Consider the following 19580-nt stretch of genomic DNA (forward strand, 5'->3'; position numbering starts at 1 on the left):
CTGCTCGTCCGGTGGGTTCGTCCTCCGGCTCAACGTCCGGCCACCTACCAGTGTTCCGCATCGCGAGGGTGGCTGACCAACCAGCCCGCACCCGTCCCCGCCCCGGACCGTGCCGGCGGACGCCTCGCGGCCGGGAGCGTGGCGGATATTCGGTTGCCCGTCGCGTCGGGGGTTGCTGCACTGGAGGGCGCCGCCACGTCGCAGGGACGTGCGGACGGACGCCGGAGAGAGCTCGAGAGAGCTCGAGAGAGCTCGAGAGCTCGACGGAGCCCTGAGACAGCCAGAGACCCAGAGAGAAGGGAGAGCGGGATGCGCCGCAGCTTCATGTCACCCGAGCAGGTCAGCCGTACCTACGCACAGGACATGGAGCACCTTGGACACCCCACTCACCTCACCGGTGCCGTCGCGCACCACCAACCTCGGGATCCTCGCCCACGTTGACGCGGGCAAGACCAGCCTGACGGAGCGCCTGCTGCTGCACGCCGGCGTCATCGGCGAGCTCGGCAGCGTGGACGACGGCAGCACCCAGACCGACACGCTCGCCCTCGAGCGGGCCCGCGGCATCACGATCAAGGCCGCCGTCGTGTCGTTCGAGCTGGCCAGCGGTGCGCCGGGCGGACTGCTGACGGTCAACCTCGTCGACACACCGGGCCACTCGGACTTCATCGCCGAGGTCGAGCGCTCGCTCGCGGTGCTGGACGGCGCCGTGCTCGTCGTCTCCGCCGTCGAGGGCGTCCAGGCACAGACGAGGGTCCTGCACCGGGCGCTGCGGCGGCTGGGCGTCCCGACCCTCCTGTTCGTCAACAAGCTGGACCGCACCGGCGCGTGCACCGACCGGGTCCTGCGCCAGGTCGTCGAGCGTCTCGCCGTGACGCCCGTGCTCCTCGAGCGCGGCATCGACGAGGGGACGCGCTCGGCCACCGTCGTGCCGGACGGTCTCGGAATTCTCGGGCTCGCCCCGGCGGTCGGGACCACGTCGACCTCCGTGCCCGGGCGCGGACGGCCGGCACGGACGGCCGCCCGCGAACGCGTCGTCGAGGCGCTGAGCCGGGCCGACGACCAGCTGCTCGACGACTGGCTCGAACGCCCCGGTCGCGTCTCCGCCGATCGGCTGCTCGCCGAGCTCACCGACCAGACCCGGCGCGGTCTCGTGTGCCCGGTCCTGCTCGGCTCCGCGATGACCGGCGTGGGTGTCCGGGAGCTGGCGGACGCCCTGCCGTGGCTGCTACCGACGACGACCCCCGACGCGCACGGCCCGCTCGCCGGAACCGTCTTCGCCGTCCAGCGGGGGGCGGCCGGCGAGAAGGTCGCCCTCGTCAACGTCACGTCGGGCTCCGTCGCGGTGCGCGAGCGCGTGGCTCTCCACGACGGCCGGGCTCTCGAGGCCGGCGCCCCGGCGGACGCACTCGCCCCCACGGAGGTCCCCAGCGAGCGCGGCGCTCCCCCGAGGACGGGAGGTCGGGCAGCCGGACGCGCGACCGACCGGGACGCGCGGGTCACCGGGCTGGCCGTCCACGAGGCCGGCGGGGTCACGCGCGTCGACCGCGTCCCGGCGGGCCGGATCGCGAGGGTCGTGGGCTCGAACGGGCCCGCATCGGCGACCTCGTCGGTGACGTCCGGCTGGCGCGGCCGCTCGTCCACGAGTTCTCGCCGCCGACGCTCGAGACCGTCGTCGAGCCGCTCGACCCCGCCGACCGGGCGCAGCTGCAGACGGCCCTGACCCGGCTCGTCGAGCAGGACCCGCTCATCGACCTGCGCCACGACCAGGTCCGCGGCGAGACGCACGTCTCGCTCTACGGCGAGGTGCAGAAGGAGGTCATCGGCGCGACGCTGGCGACAGACCACGGCGTGGAGGTGAGGTTCCGCACCACGACGGTCATCTGCCGCGAGCGGGTCACGGGGTCCGGTTGCGCCGTCGAGCTGATCGGGGTGGCGCCGAACCCGTTCAACGCCACGGTCGGCCTGCGCGTCGACCCCGCGCCGGCGGGCAGCGGAGTGCGGTTCGCGCTCGAGGTCGAGCTCGGGTCGATGCCACCGGCGTTCTTCACGGCCGTCGAGGAGACCGTCCACGCGACGCTCGGACAGGGGCTCGACGGGTGGCCGGTCACCGACTGCGCCGTCACGATGACGCACTCGGGCTACTGGCCGCGGCAGAGCCACATGCACCAGAAGTTCGACCGGTCGATGTCGAGCACCGCGGGTGACTTCCGCAGCCTCACCCCGCTCGTCCTGATGGACGCGCTCCGCACCGCCGGGACCACCGTCGAGGAGCCGGTGCACCGGTTCGAGCTCGAGGTGCCGAGCGACGTGCTGGGTCAGGTCCTCACGATGCTCGGCCACGTGCGGACCGCGCCGCGTGAGACGGAGGTCCTCGGCGAGGTGACACGGCTGCGCGGCGAGGTCCCGGCCGAGAGCCTGCACGAGCTGCAGCACCGGGTGCCCGGCCTGACGAGCGGGCTCGGTGACCTCGTGTGCGACTTTGACGGGTACCGACCGGTCGTCGGCCCGCGCCCGTCGCGACCACGCACCGACCTCGACCCGCTCCACCGGCGCGAGTACCTCCTCCGCGTCGCCGGCAAGCTCTGACCCCGCACCGAACCCCACCCGGCGGCACCCGACCCCGCGACCGACCCCCAGCACCGAACGAGTCGTTCGGTGCCGAACGCGTCGGAGGGTGCCGAACGAGCCGGTGCACCACCGCGTTCGAGCACCGAACGACTCGTTCGGTCAGGAAGCGCGGGAAGCGGGAGGAAGCGGCCGGCCAGCCGGGGAGTTGGGGGGCTCGGGGGGGTTCAGGGCCTCAGGGGCTCAGGGGGCGGTGGCGGGCGTGGTGGCCGCTCGGAGGGCCTCGAGGACGCGGCGGTCGATGCCGTCGGGGCTCAGCCGCGACTCGTAGTTGGCGTTGCCGGCCCAGTCGGCCAGCGCGGTGGGAAGGTCGGGCGCGCCGCCGTCGCCGACGGGGTGACCGAGGCGGGCGAGCCGGTCGGCGACCTCCTCCCCGAGGATCCCGGTGAGCGGCTGCACGTCCTCCGGCTTGCCGAAGTACAGCTCCCACTCGTCGAGCAGCCGCCCGAGCTCGGCGACCGGGTCGGGGTGGTCGTCGACGCGCAGGTCGGCGAGGACGCCGCACGCGTCGTAGCCCGCCCCCGGCTCGACGGCGTAGACGGCCGCGCTCTGCCGGCCGCGCGAGTCACCACCGGCGGCGTCGCCGGCCGCGAGGGCGGCGAGCAGGCGTCGGGACAGCCCCTGGCCCGCGGAGCCGTGCCACGCCTCCTCCATGGCCGCCACGACCTCGGGCCCGGTGAGGATGTTGCCCTGAATGGCGTAGGCGGTGTCGCCGTCCTCGCGCGCGACGCCCCCGGCCCACGGGTTGCACTCCGAGCCGGTGAAGGTGGCCGCGCTCGTGGCCCCGACGACGCCCACCTGGCGTGTCTCGCGGTCGGTGTCGAGGGCGGTGGCCGCGTCGACCGCCGACGCCGCGTCCTGTCCTGCGCCGAGGAGTGAGAGCAGCTCGTCGACGTAGGCCACGCGCGCATAGGACTGGGTGGCGACGGCCCCGGTGCCGAGGCGTGCACCGGGTACGACGGCACCGACCGCGAGGAACCTGCTGGCGACGGCGACGCCGTAGGCCTCACCCTGCCGGGCGACGATCGAGAACGTCACGGCCGCCGCCTCAGGAGTAGACGTGCGGCGCCAGGGTGCCGACGCAACGCAGGTTGCGGTACTTCTCGGCGTAGTCGAGGCCGTAGCCGACGACGAACTCGTTGGGGATGTCGAAGCCGACGTACCGAACCGGGATGTCCACCTTGACGACGTCCGGCTTGCGCAGCAGCGTGCAGATCTCGACCGAGGCGGGTCGGCGCGACTCGAGGTTCGACTTGATCCACGACAGCGTCAGGCCCGAGTCGATGATGTCCTCGACGATGAGCACGTGCCGCCCGGTGATGTCGGTGTCGAGGTCCTTCAGGATGCGCACGACGCCCGAGGACTTGGTGCCCGAGCCGTACGACGACACGGCCATCCAGTCCATCGGCGCCGTGCCGGGCAGGGCACGCATGAGGTCGGCCATGACGACGACCGCGCCCTTGAGGACGCCGACGAGCAGGAAGTCCTTGCCCTCGTAGTCCTTCCAGATCTCCTCTGCGAGCTCGGCGAGACGGGCCTGGATCTGCTCCTCGGTGAAGAGGACCTTGGCCAGGTCGTCGCCCATGTGCTCGTGGTCCACGGGGGCTCCTTCGCGTTGTGCGGTGGGACGCGCACGGACGTGCGGACCCATTCAAGCGCAGCGGGCCGCGCGGGTCAGCGCCCGCCCCGGGCGCCGACGTGCGAGGCCCGGCGACCACAGTCCTCGCGGCCCGGCCCGCAAGGCAGCCCGTCGGGCTCAGCCTGCCGCGGCTCGGCCCGCCGGGTCGAGGACGGTGAAGCGGATGGCCCCCCGCTCGCGCGCCACGGCGATGCCGCCGGGGACGTGCAGCGGGCCCTGACCGTGCCACGAGGTGAGCAGCGCGTCGAGCGACTCGACGTGCGCGGCGGTGACGTCGGCGAGCGGTGCCCCGGCCTCGGCGGCGAGCAGCCGCCACACGCGCGTGCGCAGGGCCCGCGGCAGCGCGGCGAGCGCCTCGAGGTCGACGCCGCCGCCCGGGACCTCCGGCAGCCCGGCCCGCGCCTGGCGGGCCAGCGTCTCGAGGTAGTCGGCGTCCTCGCGCAGCAGGTCCGCGCTGCGGGCCAGGGCCGCGCCGAAACCCGGTCCGAGGTCGGCCTCGAGGGTGGCGAGCAGGCGCCGGGCCCGGACCCGCCGGAAGCTGTCGTCGGCGTTCTGGGGGTCCTCCCACGGCTCGATGCCGTAGGCCGCGCAGGCGGCGAGCGTCGTGGCCCGCGGCAGCGCCAGCAGGGGCCGCACGAAGCGTCCGCGTCGAGCCGGCATCCCGCTCAACGAGCGCGCGCCCGACCCGCGGGACAGACCCAGGAGCACCTGCTCGGCCTGGTCGTCGCGGGTGTGGCCGATGAGCACGACCTCGGCGCCGAGCCGGCTCGCGACCTGCTCGAACGCGGCGTACCGGGCGGTGCGGGCGTCGGCCTCGAGTCCTGACCCGGAGGGCTGGACATCGACCCGGACGACCTCGACCGGGTCCAGGCCCATGCCACGGCACACGTCCGCCGCGTGGTCGGCGACCCGGTCGGAGCCCTCCTGGAGCCCGTGGTCGACGACGACGGCGCCGGCGCGCATCCCGACCCGCGGCGCCTCGAAGGCGAGGGCGCCGGCGAGGGCGACGGAGTCCGGACCACCCGAACAGGCGACGAGGACGAGGGCCCCCGGCGGCAGGTCGAGCAGGTGCTCGCGGACCGCGAGGCGCGTGACGGCGACGGCGGGATCGGGACCGGGCATCTCGGCGGGAGCCTCCATGCCTCAGCCGTGGACCCGGCGCACCCAGGCGCCCGGCTCGACGATCTCGGCCGCCCGGGGCAACGCCTCGGGCGAGGACCACACGGCGTTGAAACCGTCGCGGCCCACCTGGTCGCTGACCGCCCGCACGAAGACGGCACCGTCGCGGTACTGGCGCATCTTGGCCTCGAGGCCGAGCAGGCGCCGCAGGATCCGGTCGATGCCGACCGACGCCGACCGGCGCTGGTCGAACTTGCGGCGGATCTCGGCGACGCTCGGGATGACCTTCGGCCCGACGTCGTCCATGACGACGTCGGCGTGGCCCTCGAGCAGCGACATGACGGCGGTCAGCTCGGCGATGCGGGCCCGCTGCTCGGGCGTCGCGAGGATCTGGGCGATGCCCTCTCCGGAGGTGAACACCTCCGGCAGGTTGCGGGCCAGCTGCTCGAGCCGCCGGTTGAGGTCCTCGGGTGTCGGGGCGAGGTCGACGGCGAGGGCCTGCGACTCGCGCACCAGGTGGTCGCGCAGCCACGGCACCGCGGTGAACTGCACCCGGTGCGTCTCCTCGTGCATCGCGACCCAGCGGCGGAAGTCGGTGGGGTCGACGTCGAGGCGGCGCTCGGTGGCGACGATGTTGGGAGCGACGAGGAGCAGCCGTGGAGTGCCGCCCGGCGCGAGGTCGTACTGACCGAGCACCTTGGTGGCGAGGAATGCGAGCAGGCCGCCCATCTCGGCGCCGGTGACCTTGCCGCCGATCGCGGTGGCTGCGGCGCTCGGGACCTTCTTGCGGGCCACGAGCTTGTCGACGACCGGGTCGAGCATGGCGCGGAAGGAGTCGACGTTGGCCTCGATCCAGCCGATGCGGTCGACGACGAGGGGCGCGGGCGCGTCGTGCGGAGCGACGAGACCGCTCGTCGTGGCCACCGGCTCGACGGCTGCCGTGGCAGCGGCCCGGAGGTCGGCGACCACGGCCGCGGCCTCCGCGGAGGTCACCTGGGGCCCGGCGGCGACGACGGTGCGCCCGGCGCGCTTGGCGAACTCGTAGTCGACGTACTGCGCGCTGACCCCGTTCGGGCCGCTCCGGCCCCTGGGGCCACCGTGAGGGCCGTTCGTCCCCCCGTCGGTGACGGTCGTGTCGGTCATCGCGGCCCTTTCGGTTCGTGACGGCTCTCGTGACGGTCTGGGTCACCGGCCCGGTTGGGGCCGCGCGAGTCCGGCCGTCGGTCCTCGACTCGCGCCCGCAGGAGTCACCGGTCCGTCAGCGACAGCCGCACCCGGCGACGGTCGCCACCAGACGGTCCAACGCCGCTCGCGCGTCGTTGGTTCCCGCTCCGGCGACCATACCCACGAACACGAGGAGTCGGCCGTCGTCGTCGACGACCGAACCGGCGAGCGCGTTGGCACCCGTCAGCGTGCCGGTCTTGGCCCGCGCGCGGCCCGCGGCCTCGTGGTCGGCGCCGGTGAAGCGTCCCTCCAGCGTGCCGGTGAGACCCCCGATGGGCATCCCGTCGAGGGCCCGGCGCAGCACCGGGTGGCGACCGTCGTACCCGAGGACGAGCACGTCGGCGAGCAGGTCGGCGCGCACCCGGTTCTCGCGGCTGAGCCCCGACGCGTCCGCCAGGGTCACCCCCGTCGTGTCGAGGCCGAGCGCGCCGACCTGCGACACGACCCAGGCGCCGACCTCGGGGAACGACGTGCCGGCGCCGGTCCGGAAGGCGGCCTGGCGGGCGAGGATCTCGGTGAGCGCGTTGTCGCTGTCGGTGAGGGCCAGGGCCAGCTGGTCGCGCACCGGAGCGGACTCGATCCGGCCCAGGACGGTACCGGGCGCGTAGCCGCCGGAGGCCGCCGAGCCCGTCGCGTCCGTGGGGCGGGTCGCGTCCGCCCCGCCCGTCGCGTCGGCGGTGCCGGTCGCGCCGCCCGTGGACCCCGCCGACCCGGTCGTGCCGTCGAGCGACGGCGACGGCGCGGGCGCCGGGACGATCGCGGTGTTGTCGGTGCGGCCCCGCCGGACGAGCGCCTCGGGACGCTTCTCGACGGTGACCGCGATGCCGTCGGCCCCGAGGAGGTCGGCGAGCCGGTCGCGCACCGAGGCGACCGGGTCGGCGAGCGCCGGGTGCCCGGGCCGGGCCCGCTGGGTGCTGAGGCCGAGCATCGACACCGGGCCGGTGAGGGCGAGGCGCCGGAAGTCGCCGCCCCACGTCGTCGCGAGGAGCGGGCCGTCGGCGTAGGACTCGTCGACGGACAGGCGCACCGCCGTGACGCCGCGCGCCTCCAGGGCCCGGGCCACTTCGTCGGCGAGGTCGCGCAGGCCGGCGCGCCCGGCGACGGCGTCCGGGTCGCCCTTGCCGGGGTTGATGAGCGAGTCGCCGCCCGCGACGAGCACGATCTCGTCGGCGGCGGCGCCGGCGCGCACGACGGTCGACAGCGTCTCGTCGGCGTGGAAGACCTGCCCGATGGCGGCGGCGGACAGCAGCTTGGTCGTGGAGGCGGGGATGCGCAGGGCGGCGCCGTCCTGGTCGAGGAGCACCCGTCCGCTCTGTCCGTCGCGCACGACGAGCGCCGCGTCGCGCAGCGCCGGAAGCGCGCGAACCTGCGCAAGGGCCGCCTCGACACCCGCTGCCGACGGTGCGGCGGTCTCGCCGGCGAGGGAGGGCAACGGGGGCGGGACCGACGTCGACAGCGTGGGCTGGGGGACGACGGGCAGGGTGCGGGTACCGGGAGTCTCGGTCGGCGGCGGGGGCGGCACGGGCGCGGTCGTGAGGATGCCGGGTGCGGCGCCGGCGACGTCGAGCACCGCGTAGCCGAGGACGATGGCGACGGCCGAGCAGATCGCGGCCATCGTGTAGGTCATCCCGCGGATCACGCCCATCCCTTCTCGTGCCTCGTCCCGAGTGCCCGTCTCGCGCGGGTCACCGGTTTCGCGCGCGGGCCGCTGTTGCTGCCAGACTGTCGCGGAAGATTCTGTCAGCCGCCGGCTCCCACGCCGGCACCGCGGCTCCCGCGCCAGCCGGTGCGGTCCGGCCGCCCACCACCGTGTGAAGGGGAAGACGTGGAGTTCGACGTCACCATCGAGATCCCGCGCGGACAGCGCAACAAGTACGAGATCGACCATGAGACGGGCCGCGTCCGCCTCGACCGCTACCTCTTCACGCCCATGGCCTACCCGGCCGACTACGGCTACATCGAGGACTCGCTCGGCGAGGACGGCGACCCGCTCGACGCCCTCGTGCTGCTGCCCGAGCCGCTGTTCCCCGGCGTCGTCGTCGAGGCCCGCCCGATCGGCATCTTCCACATGACCGACGAGGCCGGCGGCGACGACAAGGTGCTCTGCGTGCCGGTCGACCCCCGCAACGCCCACCTCCAGGACATCGAGGACGTCAACGAGTTCACGCTCAAGGAGATCCAGCACTTCTTCGAGCGCTACAAGGACCTCGAGCCGGGCAAGCACGTCGAGGCCTCGGACTGGGGCAACCGCGCGGACGCCGAGAAGATCATCACGGAGGCCCTGGAGCGCGCCAAGGAGCAGGGCGTCTCGACGGCCCGCTGGGCCATGCCGCAGGGCCACTGAGCCGCAGGCTCGACGCCACTGAGCCGCAGGCTCGACCCGCGGCCACCGCGCGACCCCCGGTCACCTCGCTGGAGGGACCGGGGGTCGGCCATGTCGGGCGCCTCGAGCCGCCGAGGCCGGGGGTCCGTCAGGCGGTCTCGGCGCGGTCGGCTACCGCGACGGCCACCGTCTCGCGCGACGGCTCCGGAGCCCGACGCGTCCGCAGCAGGACAGCGGCGACGAGCAGCGCGACGAGCGTGAAGGCCGCCGAGGTGAAGAACGCGGGCTCGACCCCGGGGACGAAGCGTCCGGGGACGGCCTGCGAGGCGTAGACACTGACGATGGCCGCGAGGCCGACGGCCCCGCCGAGCTGCTGCGCGGTCTGCAGCAGACCCGAGACGGTGCCGGCCTGGGCGCGGTCGACACCGCCGAGGACGACGACGGTCACCGGCATGAAGACCAGGGCCGCCGAGACGCCGTTGAGCACGAGGGCGCCGAGCAGGTGCGCGGCGTACGTGCTCGACTCCGAGATCCCGCTCAGCCACACGAAGCTGGCCGTCAGGCCGATGGTGCCGACGAGCATGAGCGGCCTCGGACCGACCCTGGCCACGAGCCGGGCGCTGACCCGCGACGTCGCGAAGATCGCGAGGCTCAGGGGCAGGAACGCCGCACCCGTCGCCACCGGGCTGAAGCCGAGGACGAGCTGCAGGTACTGCGTCACGAGGAAGAACGTCGAGAACTGCGCGCCCACGACGAGAGCCATGAGCACGAGCGCCCCGGCCCGCGAGCGCGAACGGACGAGCCCGAGCGGGAGCAGCGGGTTCGCGACGCGTCGCTCGGTCCGGACGAAGAGGGCGAGCAGCGCGAGCCCGAGGGCGAAGGAGCCGAGCGTCAGCGGCGAGGACCAGCCGTGGTCCGGGGCGCTGATGAACCCGTTGACGACGGCCACCGAGCCGAGCGTGGCGGTGACGGCACCGACGACGTCGAAGCGGCCCCGGACCCGCGGGGTCTCGGTGACGAACCGGCGGGCCAGGACGAGGACGACGGCGCCGATCGGCACGTTGACGAACAGGGTCCAGTGCCAGCTGACGAAGTCGGTGAGGACGCCGCCGAGCAGCAGGCCGATCGACGCCCCCGCCGACGACACGGCGGTGAACAGGGCCAGGCCGCGGTTGCGGGCGGCCTCGTCCGGGGCGCTCGTCGTGACGAGGGCGAGGACGCCGGGGGCGGCGAAGGCGGCGCCGACGCCCTGCAGCGTCCGCGCGGCGATGAGCCAGCCCGGCGTCGTGGCCAGGCCCCCGAGGAGGCTCGCCACGGTGAAGACCGCCAGGCCGATCTCGAAGGTGCGCAGGCGCCCGAGGACGTCGCCGAGGCGTCCACCGAGCAGGAGCAGGCCGCCGAAGGCGAGCGTGTACGCGTTGAGCACCCACGACAGGCCCGCCGGCGTGAAGCCCAGGTCGGTCGCGATGTGCGGAAGCGCGACGTTGACGACGGTGGCGTCGAGCACGAGCATCAGCTGCGCGACGAGCACGATGCCGATGCCGATGGAGGCACGCCGGGCCGCCGTGCCCGCTGCTGGGGCGGCGGGTGTCGTGGGTGTCGTGGGTGTCGTGGTCGGGGGTGTGGTGTTGGTGACGGTCGACATCAGGACCTCAGGCTTCGTCGGGGTGGGAGGACGGGTGGGAGGACGGGTGGGAGGACGGGTGGGAGGACGGGTGGGAGGACGGGTGGGAGGACGGGTGGGAGGACGGGTGGCGCTCGACGCTGAGCGGGTCGCGGCGCAGCGGCGTGAAGGCCGTGGCGCGGGTACGGACGCTGCCCTCCCTGCCCTCGCTGCGCGTCACGAGAGGGGCTCGGTGCGTCGTCGCGAGGTGGGACTGGTGCAGGCGCAGGGCCTGGCGGGTGGGTCGGATCGTGGTCGTCATGCGGCCGGACTCCTCTGGGACGTCAGTCGGCGCTACTATTAGCGGAGAACCACTCCGGTTCTGCTCGACCCACAATACGGAGACAGTCTCCGTTTTCGCAAGGGGGTTTTCCCGTGACGCCTGCCGACACCGGTCAGGCGACGCTCGCTCCGTCGCCGGGCTCCATTGGGGCCCAGCCCGATCCGGACACGACGACCACGCCCGAGACCCGCGCGAAACCCGTCCGCCCGAAGCGCGCCGACGCCCGTCGCAACTACGACAAGATCCTCGCGACGGCCCGCATCGTCTTCACCGAGCGCGGGACCGACTGCTCCCTCGACGAGATCGCCAAGCGTGCCGGCGTCGGTCCGGGCACGCTCTACCGCCATTTCCCCAACCGGGACGCGCTCGTCGACGCCCTCATGCAGGACTGGACCGACCGCGTCGCCGCGGATGCGGACCGCGCGATCGCCACGGGTGCCCCTGCCCACGAGATGCTGCTCGGCTGGTTCGAGCACTTCATCGACCACATCACGTTGCATCGAGGCGCCGCGAGCAAGATCTGTGCCGCCATGGACGACCCCCGGTCGCCGATGTACCGCAAGTGCCGCGTCATGGGCGAGGCCAACGGACGCGTCGTCGACTTCCTGCGCGAGCGCGGCGAGCTGCGCGACGGCGTTGACGCCGCGAACGTCATGCGGCTCGTGAGCGGGGTCGCGAGCGTCGCCGACACGAGCCACGCCGACCTCGACGTCCGCCCGATGCTCGAGGTCATCGTCGACGGGATCGTTCGCGACTGACCGGTGATTGCAGGGTCATGGGCCTCGACCTGCGCATCTTCACCGAGCCCCGCTCGTCACGTCGGCCACCTTCCGGCTGCCGGTGCCGCGCACCTGCAGGTCCTCGACCTCGCGGACCTCGACCACCTGTCCGAGGTCGCAGCCACGGTCGTCTCACAGCTGTCCCGAGGGCACCCGATCCATCGTCGGCCGGTGTCACCACCGCGGCTTGATTTGCATAGGTTATCTATGTAACTTGGTCCGGGTGACCGAACCGACCTCGCTGGGCAACGACCTGCTGCGCTCGGCCGCTCGGCTCTCGCGCTGGGCCAGCCGGCACGCGTCGTTCGACGTGCCCTTCGCGCAGGCCCGCCTGCTCGCGCTCCTCGACGAGCTCGGACCCTCGCGGGTCAGCGCCCTCGCCGCCGCCGACCACAGCAGCCAGCCGACGATCACGAGCCAGCTGCAGCGCCTCGAGGCGTCGGGGTGGGTGCACCGCACCCCCGACCCCGGCGACGCCCGAGCCACGGTCGTCTCCCTCAGCGAGGAGGGCCGTGGGGCCCTCGAGAGCGTGCGCCGCGCCAGGCTGGCCGTCCTGTCCCCTGCCCTCGACCAGCTCGACGGCCCCGCCCTGGACCGCGTCCGCGTCGCCATCGACGTCATGGACGAGCTGCTGGCCGCCGCTGCGGCCGCCACCGACACCCACCCCACCCGAGAGGACGGATGACCACCGCCATGTGGCGCCAACCCAAGACCGTCTGGTCGATCGCCTTCGCCTGCGTGATCTCCTTCATGGGCATCGGCCTCGTCGACCCCATCCTCAAGCCCATCGCCGACGAGCTCGGCGCCGGGCCCTCGCAGGTCTCGCTCCTGTTCACCAGCTACCTCGCCGTCATGGGCGTCGCCATGCTCGGCACCGGCTGGGTCAGCAGCCGGGTAGGCGCCAAGCGGACGCTGCTGCTCGGCCTCGCGCTCATCATCGTCGGCTCGGCCCTCGCCGGCAGCCAGGACACCGTCGGTGGCATCGTCGCCTTCCGCGCGCTGTGGGGGCTCGGCAACGCGCTGTTCATCGCCACCGCGCTCGCGACGATCGTCAACGCGGCATCGGGTTCGGTCAAGCAGGCGATCATCCTCTACGAGGCCGCCCTCGGCGTCGGCATCGCCACGGGCCCGCTGCTCGGCGGCTGGCTCGGGGGCATCTCGTGGCGTTGGCCGTTCTACGGCGTCGCGATCCTCATGGCGGTGGCCTTCCTCGCCACCGTCACGACGCTGCCGGCGACACCAGCAGCGGGACGCCCCACGTCGATCACCGCGCCGCTGCGGGCCCTCGGCCACCGCGGCCTGCTGACCGTCGGTCTCACCGCGCTCCTCTACAACTTCGGCTTCTTCACGCTGCTCGCCTTCACGCCGTTCCCGCTCGCGATGGGCGCCCACGAGATCGGCTTCATCTTCTTCGGCTGGGGCCTGCTGCTCGCCATCACGTCGGTCTTCGTCGCGCCGATGATCCAGCGACGCTTCGGCACCATGACGGGAATCGTCGGCGCGCTGCTCGGCTTCGCCGTGATCCTCGCTGTCATGGCGGTGGCGACGAGCAACCGGACCGTCCTGGTCGTCGGTGTCGTCCTCGCCGGCGCCTTCCTCGGCGTGAACAACACGCTCATCACGGAGACCGTCATGAAGGTGGCCCCGGTCGAGCGCGGCGTCGCCTCGGCGGCGTACAGCTTCGTGCGTTTCAGCGGCGGCGCCGTCGCCCCGTGGCTGGCCGGCACCCTCGGCGAGCGGTCGATCCACCTGCCGTTCTGGGTCGGCTCGGTGGCCGTGGTCCTCGCCGTCCTCGTGCTGTCGACGGCCCGCCGGATCATCGGCACCCTCGACGAGGCGCCCGGCCACGGCGCCGAGCCGGTGACGTCCCAGACGGAGGCACAGGCCCTCACCATCGGTGACGCCTGAGCGACCCGTGGCGGCGGGGACCGCTACCGGGCCGCCGCGAGACTGGCGGCGCCGGACTCGAGGAGACTCGTCTCCCTGGTGCCGAACCGGACGCCGCGGCGCTCCTTGCCGAGTGCCGTGAGCACGATGACCGCGACGAACACCGGCACGATCGTCACGGCGAGGGCGAACGGGTACCCGTGCGAGGTCGCGAGCGCCTCCTGGATCGGCAGGTTGAAGGCCGCGAGGCAGTTGCCGAGCTGGTAGGTGACGCCCGGGTAGAACCCGCGGATCTCGTCCGGCGACAGCTCGGTCAGGTGCGCCGGGATGACGCCCCAGGCGCCCTGGACCATCACCTGCATGAGGAACGAGCCGAGCGCGAGCATGCCGGCCGTGTGCGAGTACGCGAAGAGCGGGACGATCGGCAGGCCGAGCACGGCGCACACGATGATGACGACCTTGCGCCCGTACCGCTCGGACAGCGTCCCGGCGACGACGCCACCCGCGATGGCGCCGACGTTGTAGATGACGGCGATCCACGACGCGGTGCTCTTCGCGAGCGCCGCGCCGCCCTCGTCGGTCGCCTTGAGGAAGGTCGGGTAGACGTCCTGCGTGCCGTGGCTCATCCAGTTGAACGCCGTCATGAGCAGCACGAGGAAGACGAACCGACGCCAGATGGCCCGGTTCGCGAGCAGCTCGCGCACCGACGTGCTCGTCTGCCGGATGCGCTCGTCGGCACCGCGCCACACCTCCGACTCCACGACGCGCGAGCGGATGATGAAGGTGATCGCGGCCGGGATGATGGACAGCGCGAACATCCAGCGCCACGACAGGCCGAGCCACGTGTTGACGACGAGGAAGGCGAGCGAGGCGAGCAGGTACCCCATCGAGTAGCCGCCCTGGAGGATGCCCGAGAAGAACCCCCGGCGGTCGGTCGGCAGCTTCTCCATGGCGAGCGCCGCACCCAGTCCCCACTCACCGCCCATGCCGATGCCGTACAGCATCCGCAGCACCATGAGGACGCCGAAGTTCGGCGCGAAGGCGCACACGAACCCCACGACGCTGTAGAAGGCGACGCACGTCATGAGCGGGACGCGGCGGCCGCGTCGGTCGGCCCAGAAGCCGAAGACGAACGCGCCGACGGGACGCATGACGAGGGTCATCGTGGTGATGAAGGCCATCTCGGGCAGGGACTTGTGGAAGTCCTTCGCGATGTCGGCGTAGATGAGGACGACGAGGAAGTAGTCGAAGGCGTCCATCGCCCACCCGAGGTAGGCGGCGACGAACGAGTTGCGCTGGTCCGACGTGAGTCGCGTGCGGGTCGGTGCGTGGGCAGCCATCTGGTCCTCCCTGTGGTCGCGGGACGGCGGGGTCTCCGTCGTGCCGTCTTCGACCACATACCTGGCGTCTGGGAAAACCCTGAGCGTCGTCGTACGGCGCGCTCGCGGTCCTCAGCGCAGGAGGTCGGCCAGCCCGGTGTCGCCCCGGCGTCGGGGTCCGCCGCGCACGTCGTAGGAGTCGAGGAGCAGCTCGGCCAGCTCGGCCCGGTCGAGGCGGTCGAGCCGGGCCCACATCGTGACGCGGAACCGGAACGTGTCGACGCGCACGAAGGTGTCGCGTCGGGCCGCCAGGGCAGGCTCGGTGTCCATCTCGCCGGTCCACACCTGGACCAGCTCGCGACCCGCGTCGTCCCGACGCAGCCGGGCGAACGGGTGGCGGCCGGCGTACCAGGCGGGTTCGCCCTCGCGGGTCCGGATGGGCTCGGCGCCGGGCAGCCGTCCGGCCAGCTCGTCCACGTCGGACCACGTCGCCATCACAGCCTCCTTCCGGCGGCAGGTCAGTGGAAGGTGACCGACCGACCGGCGCGCATCGCGGCGTACGCCTCGGGGTCGGACTCGAGCGCCGCGCGGCGGGCCCGGTGCCGGTAGCGCAGCACCTGGACGACACCGAGCGCCCACACGGGGTACTGGACCGCCATGGCGGCGCGGAAGGCGTCGAGGTCCCACGTCGAGGGGCCGGCCGGTGCCACGCGGTCGAGGACGACGCCGACGAGCGCGACCGCGGTCAGGGTGGCGACGAAACCGCCGGTGTTGACGATGCCGGACGCGCTGCCGAGGCGGGTCGGCGGGTTGAAGGTGCGCGCGAGGTCGAAGCCGATCATCGACCCCGGCCCGCCGACGGCGATGACCACGACGAGGAGCACGAGGAGCCAGAGCGGCGCGGGACCGGGCCAGAGCAGGACGGCGGTCCAGGCCGCCACGGCGCCGCCGACGATCCACAGGACGAGGGTGCTGCGCGAGAACGGGTACCGCATCGTCAGCGAGCCGACGAGTGGGCTGGTGGTCATGGTCGTGGCGACCATGACCATGAGCAGCGTGCTGGCGGTCCCGGGCGAGAGCCCTTCTCCGGCAACGAGGAACGGGAAGCCCCACAGCATCGTGAACATGTTCGCCGCGAACTGCGCGGTGAAGTGCGACCACAGGCCGAGGCGGGTGCCGGGGACGAGCCAGGCCTCACGCAGCGCCCTGGCCAGGGCGCGCATCCGCAGGTCCTCGCGGTGGTGGTCGGCGTACGGCGAGTCGCGCACGAGCACGACGAGGGCGATGCCGGTCAGGACGCCGATGGACGCCGCGACGGTGTACGAGGGCGTCCACCCGAAGCGGTCGAGGGCGGCCGCGAGCGGCCCGGCGGCGGCGAGCGCACCCAGCTGGCCGAACAGGCCCGTCAGCTGGGTGACCATCGGCGTGCGCCGCGAGGAGAACCACACGGCGACGAGGCGCAGCACCGAGATGAAGACCATGGCGTCGCCCATGCCGAGCAGCACCCGGCACGCGAGCGCGGCCGGGAAGGAGTGGACGAAGGCGAAGCCGAGCTGGGCGCCCGTGAGCATCGTCAGCCCGACGGCGAGGAGCCGCTTCGAGCCGAACCGGTCGAGCAGCGCCCCGACCGGCAGCTGCATCGCCGCGTAGACGAGCACCTGCAGGATCGTGAAAGTCGACAGCTGCGAGCTGCTGACGCCGAACCGGTGCGCGGCCTCGAGGCCGGCCACACCGAGCGAGGTCCGGTGGAAGACGGCGAGGACGTAGACCGCGATGGCAGCCGCCCACACCGCCCAGGCGCGACGCCCGTCGAGCGGGAACCGGAGACCGGAGGGGGGCGTGCCGCTCATGCCGTCAGCTGGCTCCCGTCATCGGGATCGACGCCGCCGGCGCCTTGGGGACGCAGTCGACGATCGCCTTGGCGACCGTCTTGCTCATGTCCGGCTGGAAGACGCTCGGGATGATGTAGTTCGGGTTGAGCTGCTCGTCGGTGACGACCGAGGCGATGGCGTCTGCGGCCTTGATGAGCATCTCGGTGGTGACGTCGGTGGCGCGCGCGTCGAGCAGGCCCCGGAAGACGCCGGGGAAGGCGAGGACGTTGTTGATCTGGTTCGGGTAGTCGCTGCGGCCCGAGGCCACGACCGTGGCGCGCTGCGTCGCCTCGTGGATGTCGACCTCGGGGTCGGGGTTGGCGAGCGCGAACACGATGCGCTTGTCGGCCATCTCGTCGATCCACTCGGGGTGCAGGATGCGCGGCGCGCTCACGCCGATGAAGACGTCGGCGCCCTGCAGGCCGTCGCGGAGCGTGCCGGTGAGGCCGCGCGGGTTGGTCTTCTCGGCGAGCTCGCGCCACGCCGGCGTCAGCGACTCGTCGGCCTTGTTGAGCAGGCCCGGCCGGTCGCTCACGGTCACGTCGGTGGCCCCGGCGGCGAGGAGCAGCTGGACGATGGCCGAGCCGGCGGCGCCACCACCCGAGACGAGGATGCGGGCGTCGGGCAGCTTCTTGTCGATGATGCGAAGCGCGTTCTTGAGGGCCGCGAGCACGACGATGGCCGTGCCGTGCTGGTCGTCGTGGAAGACGGGGATCGCGAGCCGCTCGCGCAGCTTGGCCTCGATCTCGAAGCAGCGCGGCGCGGCGATGTCCTCGAGGTTGATGCCGCCGAAGCCGGGTGCGATGAGCTCGACGGTGCGCACGATCTCGTCGACGTCGGTCGTGTCGATGCAGATGGGCCACGCGTCGATGTCGGCGAAGCGCTTGAACAGCGCGGCCTTGCCCTCCATGACCGGCAGCGCGGCCATCGGGCCGATGTTGCCGAGGCCCAGCACCGCTGACCCGTCGGTGACGACGGCGACCGAGTTGCCCTTGATCGTCAGCTTGGGCACGTCCTCGGGGTGGTCGGCGAGCGCCTGGCTGACGCGGCCGACGCCGGGGGTGTAGGCCATCGCGAGGTCCTGGCGGTTGCGCAGGTTCACCTTGGACTCGACGGAGATCTTGCCCCCGAGGTGGAGCAGGAAGACGCGGTCGGAGACCTTGTGCACCCGCACACCCTCGAGCGTCTCGACGGCGGCGACGATCTCGGTCGAGTGCTCGGCGTTGCTCGCGGAGCACGTGAGGTCGATGACGAGCCGGTCCGGGTGCGAGTCGACGATGTCGAGGGCGGTGGTGATGCCGCCGCTCTCGGCCACCTTGACCGCCAGCGTGCCGATGACGGCCGGGTCGGTGCCGGTGTGGATTCGCATGGTGATCGAGTAGGAGGCGGTGGTGGCGCGGGCACGTTGGATCGACTCAGTCACCGGCCAATCGTCCCACGATCCGAGAAGCCGCTTCACCACCGTCCGAGGACCGGCCAGTAACGGGGGTCCCCGGGCGGCGTCCGGCCACCCTCGCCCGCGCCCGTACACTGGAGGCTGCTCAGGGACTCCGCGCGGCCTGATGGGCGGGTAGGTCGCGCACCCGCTGCGCGCTACCCGCGCGCCCACCACCGGAGTCGCCCTGTGTCACCCATCGAGTCGTACCGACGCCTGTTCGGCCTCACCGGCGCCACGTACATCGTCGTCGCCTTCCTCGCCCGGCTGCCGCTGGCCATGGCCCAGCTCGGCACCCTCCTGCTCGTCGCCGGGGCCACCGGCAGCTACGGTGCGGGCGGCTTCTGCGCCGGAGCGCTCGCCGTCGCCAACGCCGTCGGTGCGCCGTTCTGGGGTGCCCGCGCCGACCGCCTCGGGCAGCGTCGGGTCGTCGCCACACAGTCGCTCGCCGGTGCGGCCGCGGTGGGTGCCGTCCTCGTCGTCGTCGAGACCGGGCTGCCTTGGGGCGTGGCCGCCTTCGTCAGCGGCGTCGCGGGCCTGCTTCTGCCGCAGGTCGGTCCGCTCGCACGGGTCCGCTGGCGGCCGATCACGGCGTCGGCCGGCGGGCACCAGCCGCGTCTGGTCGACGCCGCGTTCTCCTACGAGGGAGCCGCCGACGAGGCGTCGTTCGTCCTCGGTCCGGCCATCGTCGGTCTCGGTGTCTCGGTCGCGAGCCCGACGGCCGCCCTGGCCTTCGCCGCGGTCGCCCTGGCCGTGTTCGGCACGTGGTTCGCCCTGCACGAGACCGCGGTGGTCACCCACCGCACGACCGCCCGCGCCGACGCGGCGGGCGGCTGCCTGCTGACTCCGGCCCTCGTCGTCCTCGGTGTCGCACAGCTGCTCATCGGGTCGGTGTTCGGCTCGGTGCAGACCGGCACGTCGGTGCTGGCGACGGCTGCCGGGTCGCCCGGGCTCACCGGCTACCTCCACGCGCTGCTCGGCGTCGGCAGCGTCGTCGCCGGGCTGGCCGTGGCGATGCTCCCACCGCGCGTCGGCCTGCCCCGACGGCTGCGCTGGTTCGCCGGCGGCCTCCTCGCGCTGTCGGTGCCACTGCTCGCGGTCGGCTCGCTCGCCGGGCTCGCGCCGGTGCTCGTCGTCCTCGGGTTCACGGTCGCGCCGTACATGATCACGACCTTCACCCTCGCCGAGCGCGTCGCACCAGCCTCGCGCACAGGTGCCGCGATGACCGCGCTGGCTGCGGCCACGGGGCTCGGGTACGCCATCGGTGCGGCCGTGGCCGGCCGCCTCGCCGACTGGGGCGGCCACACCCCGGCCTACGCCGTCACCGTCGTCGCCGGCGGCCTCGCGGTGCTGCTCGCCTGGGGTGCCCACCGAGTCCTGACGCGTGCCCTGACGCCGGCCTGACCCCTGGCC

18 protein-coding genes and 1 pseudogene are annotated in these 19580 nt (G+C 73.2%); 8 read left to right on the top strand and 11 right to left on the bottom strand.

The features are described from left to right. Window positions 1-373 precede the first annotated feature (373 nt). The 3 genes and pseudogenes from AC1VM9_RS02390 (at window position 374) to AC1VM9_RS02400 (ending at window position 2586) form a co-directional block, all read left to right on the top strand. Window positions 374-1720 carry a GTP-binding protein gene (locus AC1VM9_RS02390; protein ID WP_483120962.1) on the top strand — a complete coding sequence of 449 codons (1347 nt, stop codon included), beginning with the start codon at window positions 374-376 and terminating at the stop codon, window positions 1718-1720. After that, a pseudogene (locus tag AC1VM9_RS02395) lies at window positions 1705-1803 on the top strand (hypothetical protein); the annotation flags it as partial. The gene AC1VM9_RS02390 and the pseudogene AC1VM9_RS02395, both read left to right, overlap by 16 nt. A 45-nt stretch (window positions 1804-1848) precedes the next feature. Continuing rightward, complete coding sequence (locus AC1VM9_RS02400) at window positions 1849-2586, top strand: hypothetical protein (RefSeq protein WP_483123953.1); 738 nt, start codon at window positions 1849-1851, stop codon at window positions 2584-2586. A 222-nt stretch (window positions 2587-2808) separates the two neighbouring features. Here the strand turns inward: AC1VM9_RS02400 and AC1VM9_RS02405 are convergent, their stop codons facing one another. From AC1VM9_RS02405 to AC1VM9_RS02425, 5 genes are all read right to left on the bottom strand, one after another. Continuing rightward, window positions 2809-3663 (bottom strand): DUF1028 domain-containing protein, encoded by an 855-nt coding sequence (locus AC1VM9_RS02405; protein WP_483120964.1) that lies wholly within the window; start codon window positions 3661-3663, stop codon window positions 2809-2811. A 10-nt stretch (window positions 3664-3673) separates the two neighbouring features. After that, the gene (gene hpt / locus AC1VM9_RS02410) at window positions 3674-4225 is read right to left on the bottom strand and encodes a hypoxanthine phosphoribosyltransferase (protein WP_481341352.1); all 552 of its coding nucleotides are present in this window, start codon (window positions 4223-4225) and stop codon (window positions 3674-3676) included. A 156-nt stretch (window positions 4226-4381) separates the two neighbouring features. Next, window positions 4382-5386: a tRNA lysidine(34) synthetase TilS gene (gene tilS / locus AC1VM9_RS02415; protein ID WP_481341380.1), complete on the bottom strand. Its 1005-nt coding sequence runs from the start codon at window positions 5384-5386 to the stop codon at window positions 4382-4384. A 21-nt stretch (window positions 5387-5407) separates the two neighbouring features. Continuing rightward, on the bottom strand, window positions 5408-6526 hold the full coding sequence (locus tag AC1VM9_RS02420; RefSeq protein WP_483120966.1) for a zinc-dependent metalloprotease: 1119 nt from the start codon (window positions 6524-6526) through the stop codon (window positions 5408-5410). A 115-nt stretch (window positions 6527-6641) separates the two neighbouring features. Next, the gene (locus AC1VM9_RS02425; RefSeq protein ID WP_483120968.1) at window positions 6642-8252 is read right to left on the bottom strand and encodes a D-alanyl-D-alanine carboxypeptidase/D-alanyl-D-alanine-endopeptidase; all 1611 of its coding nucleotides are present in this window, start codon (window positions 8250-8252) and stop codon (window positions 6642-6644) included. A gap of 180 nt (window positions 8253-8432) precedes the next feature. Here AC1VM9_RS02425 and AC1VM9_RS02430 point away from each other — a divergent pair, with 180 nt between their 5' ends. Then, window positions 8433-8951: an inorganic diphosphatase gene (locus AC1VM9_RS02430; RefSeq protein WP_481341355.1), complete on the top strand. Its 519-nt coding sequence runs from the start codon at window positions 8433-8435 to the stop codon at window positions 8949-8951. 127 nt (window positions 8952-9078) lie between these two features. Here AC1VM9_RS02430 and AC1VM9_RS02435 read toward each other — a convergent pair whose 3' ends face one another. Next, the gene (locus AC1VM9_RS02435) at window positions 9079-10575 is read right to left on the bottom strand and encodes an MFS transporter (RefSeq protein WP_483120970.1); all 1497 of its coding nucleotides are present in this window, start codon (window positions 10573-10575) and stop codon (window positions 9079-9081) included. A gap of 7 nt (window positions 10576-10582) precedes the next feature. Then, window positions 10583-10855, bottom strand: coding sequence for a hypothetical protein (locus tag AC1VM9_RS02440; RefSeq protein WP_483120972.1), 273 nt, complete (start codon window positions 10853-10855; stop codon window positions 10583-10585). Between the two features lie 113 nt (window positions 10856-10968). Here AC1VM9_RS02440 and AC1VM9_RS02445 point away from each other — a divergent pair, with 113 nt between their 5' ends. The 3 genes from AC1VM9_RS02445 (at window position 10969) to AC1VM9_RS02455 (ending at window position 13563) form a co-directional block, all read left to right on the top strand. Next, on the top strand, window positions 10969-11634 hold the full coding sequence (locus AC1VM9_RS02445; protein WP_481341358.1) for a TetR/AcrR family transcriptional regulator: 666 nt from the start codon (window positions 10969-10971) through the stop codon (window positions 11632-11634). Between the two features lie 244 nt (window positions 11635-11878). Continuing rightward, window positions 11879-12340 (top strand): MarR family winged helix-turn-helix transcriptional regulator, encoded by a 462-nt coding sequence (locus AC1VM9_RS02450; RefSeq protein ID WP_481341359.1) that lies wholly within the window; start codon window positions 11879-11881, stop codon window positions 12338-12340. After that, window positions 12337-13563, top strand: a complete 1227-nt coding sequence (locus tag AC1VM9_RS02455; RefSeq protein ID WP_483120975.1) for an MFS transporter — start codon at window positions 12337-12339, stop codon at window positions 13561-13563. The genes AC1VM9_RS02450 and AC1VM9_RS02455 overlap by 4 nt, the downstream gene beginning before the upstream one ends. 23 nt (window positions 13564-13586) lie before the next feature. On the opposite strand, the gene AC1VM9_RS02460 is transcribed toward AC1VM9_RS02455, so the two are convergent. The 4 genes from AC1VM9_RS02460 to AC1VM9_RS02475 form a co-directional block, all read right to left on the bottom strand. Continuing rightward, the gene (locus AC1VM9_RS02460; RefSeq protein WP_483120976.1) at window positions 13587-14882 is read right to left on the bottom strand and encodes an MFS transporter; all 1296 of its coding nucleotides are present in this window, start codon (window positions 14880-14882) and stop codon (window positions 13587-13589) included. Window positions 14883-14993: 111 nt separating this feature from the next. After that, entirely contained in the window at window positions 14994-15356 is a 363-nt protein-coding gene (locus AC1VM9_RS02465; RefSeq protein ID WP_483120978.1) for a hypothetical protein, read from the bottom strand. Window positions 15357-15379: 23 nt separating this feature from the next. Further along, window positions 15380-16711, bottom strand: coding sequence for an MFS transporter (locus tag AC1VM9_RS02470; RefSeq protein WP_481341363.1), 1332 nt, complete (start codon window positions 16709-16711; stop codon window positions 15380-15382). A gap of 4 nt (window positions 16712-16715) precedes the next feature. Beyond that, window positions 16716-18155, bottom strand: a complete 1440-nt coding sequence (locus AC1VM9_RS02475) for an NAD-dependent malic enzyme (RefSeq protein ID WP_481341364.1) — start codon at window positions 18153-18155, stop codon at window positions 16716-16718. 201 nt (window positions 18156-18356) lie between these two features. Between AC1VM9_RS02475 and AC1VM9_RS02480 the strand changes: the two genes are divergently transcribed. Beyond that, complete coding sequence (locus AC1VM9_RS02480; protein WP_483120981.1) at window positions 18357-19571, top strand: MFS transporter; 1215 nt, start codon at window positions 18357-18359, stop codon at window positions 19569-19571. Window positions 19572-19580: the final 9 nt, after the last annotated feature.

This window comes from Monashia sp. HAY1-11D (genome assembly GCF_056868035.1).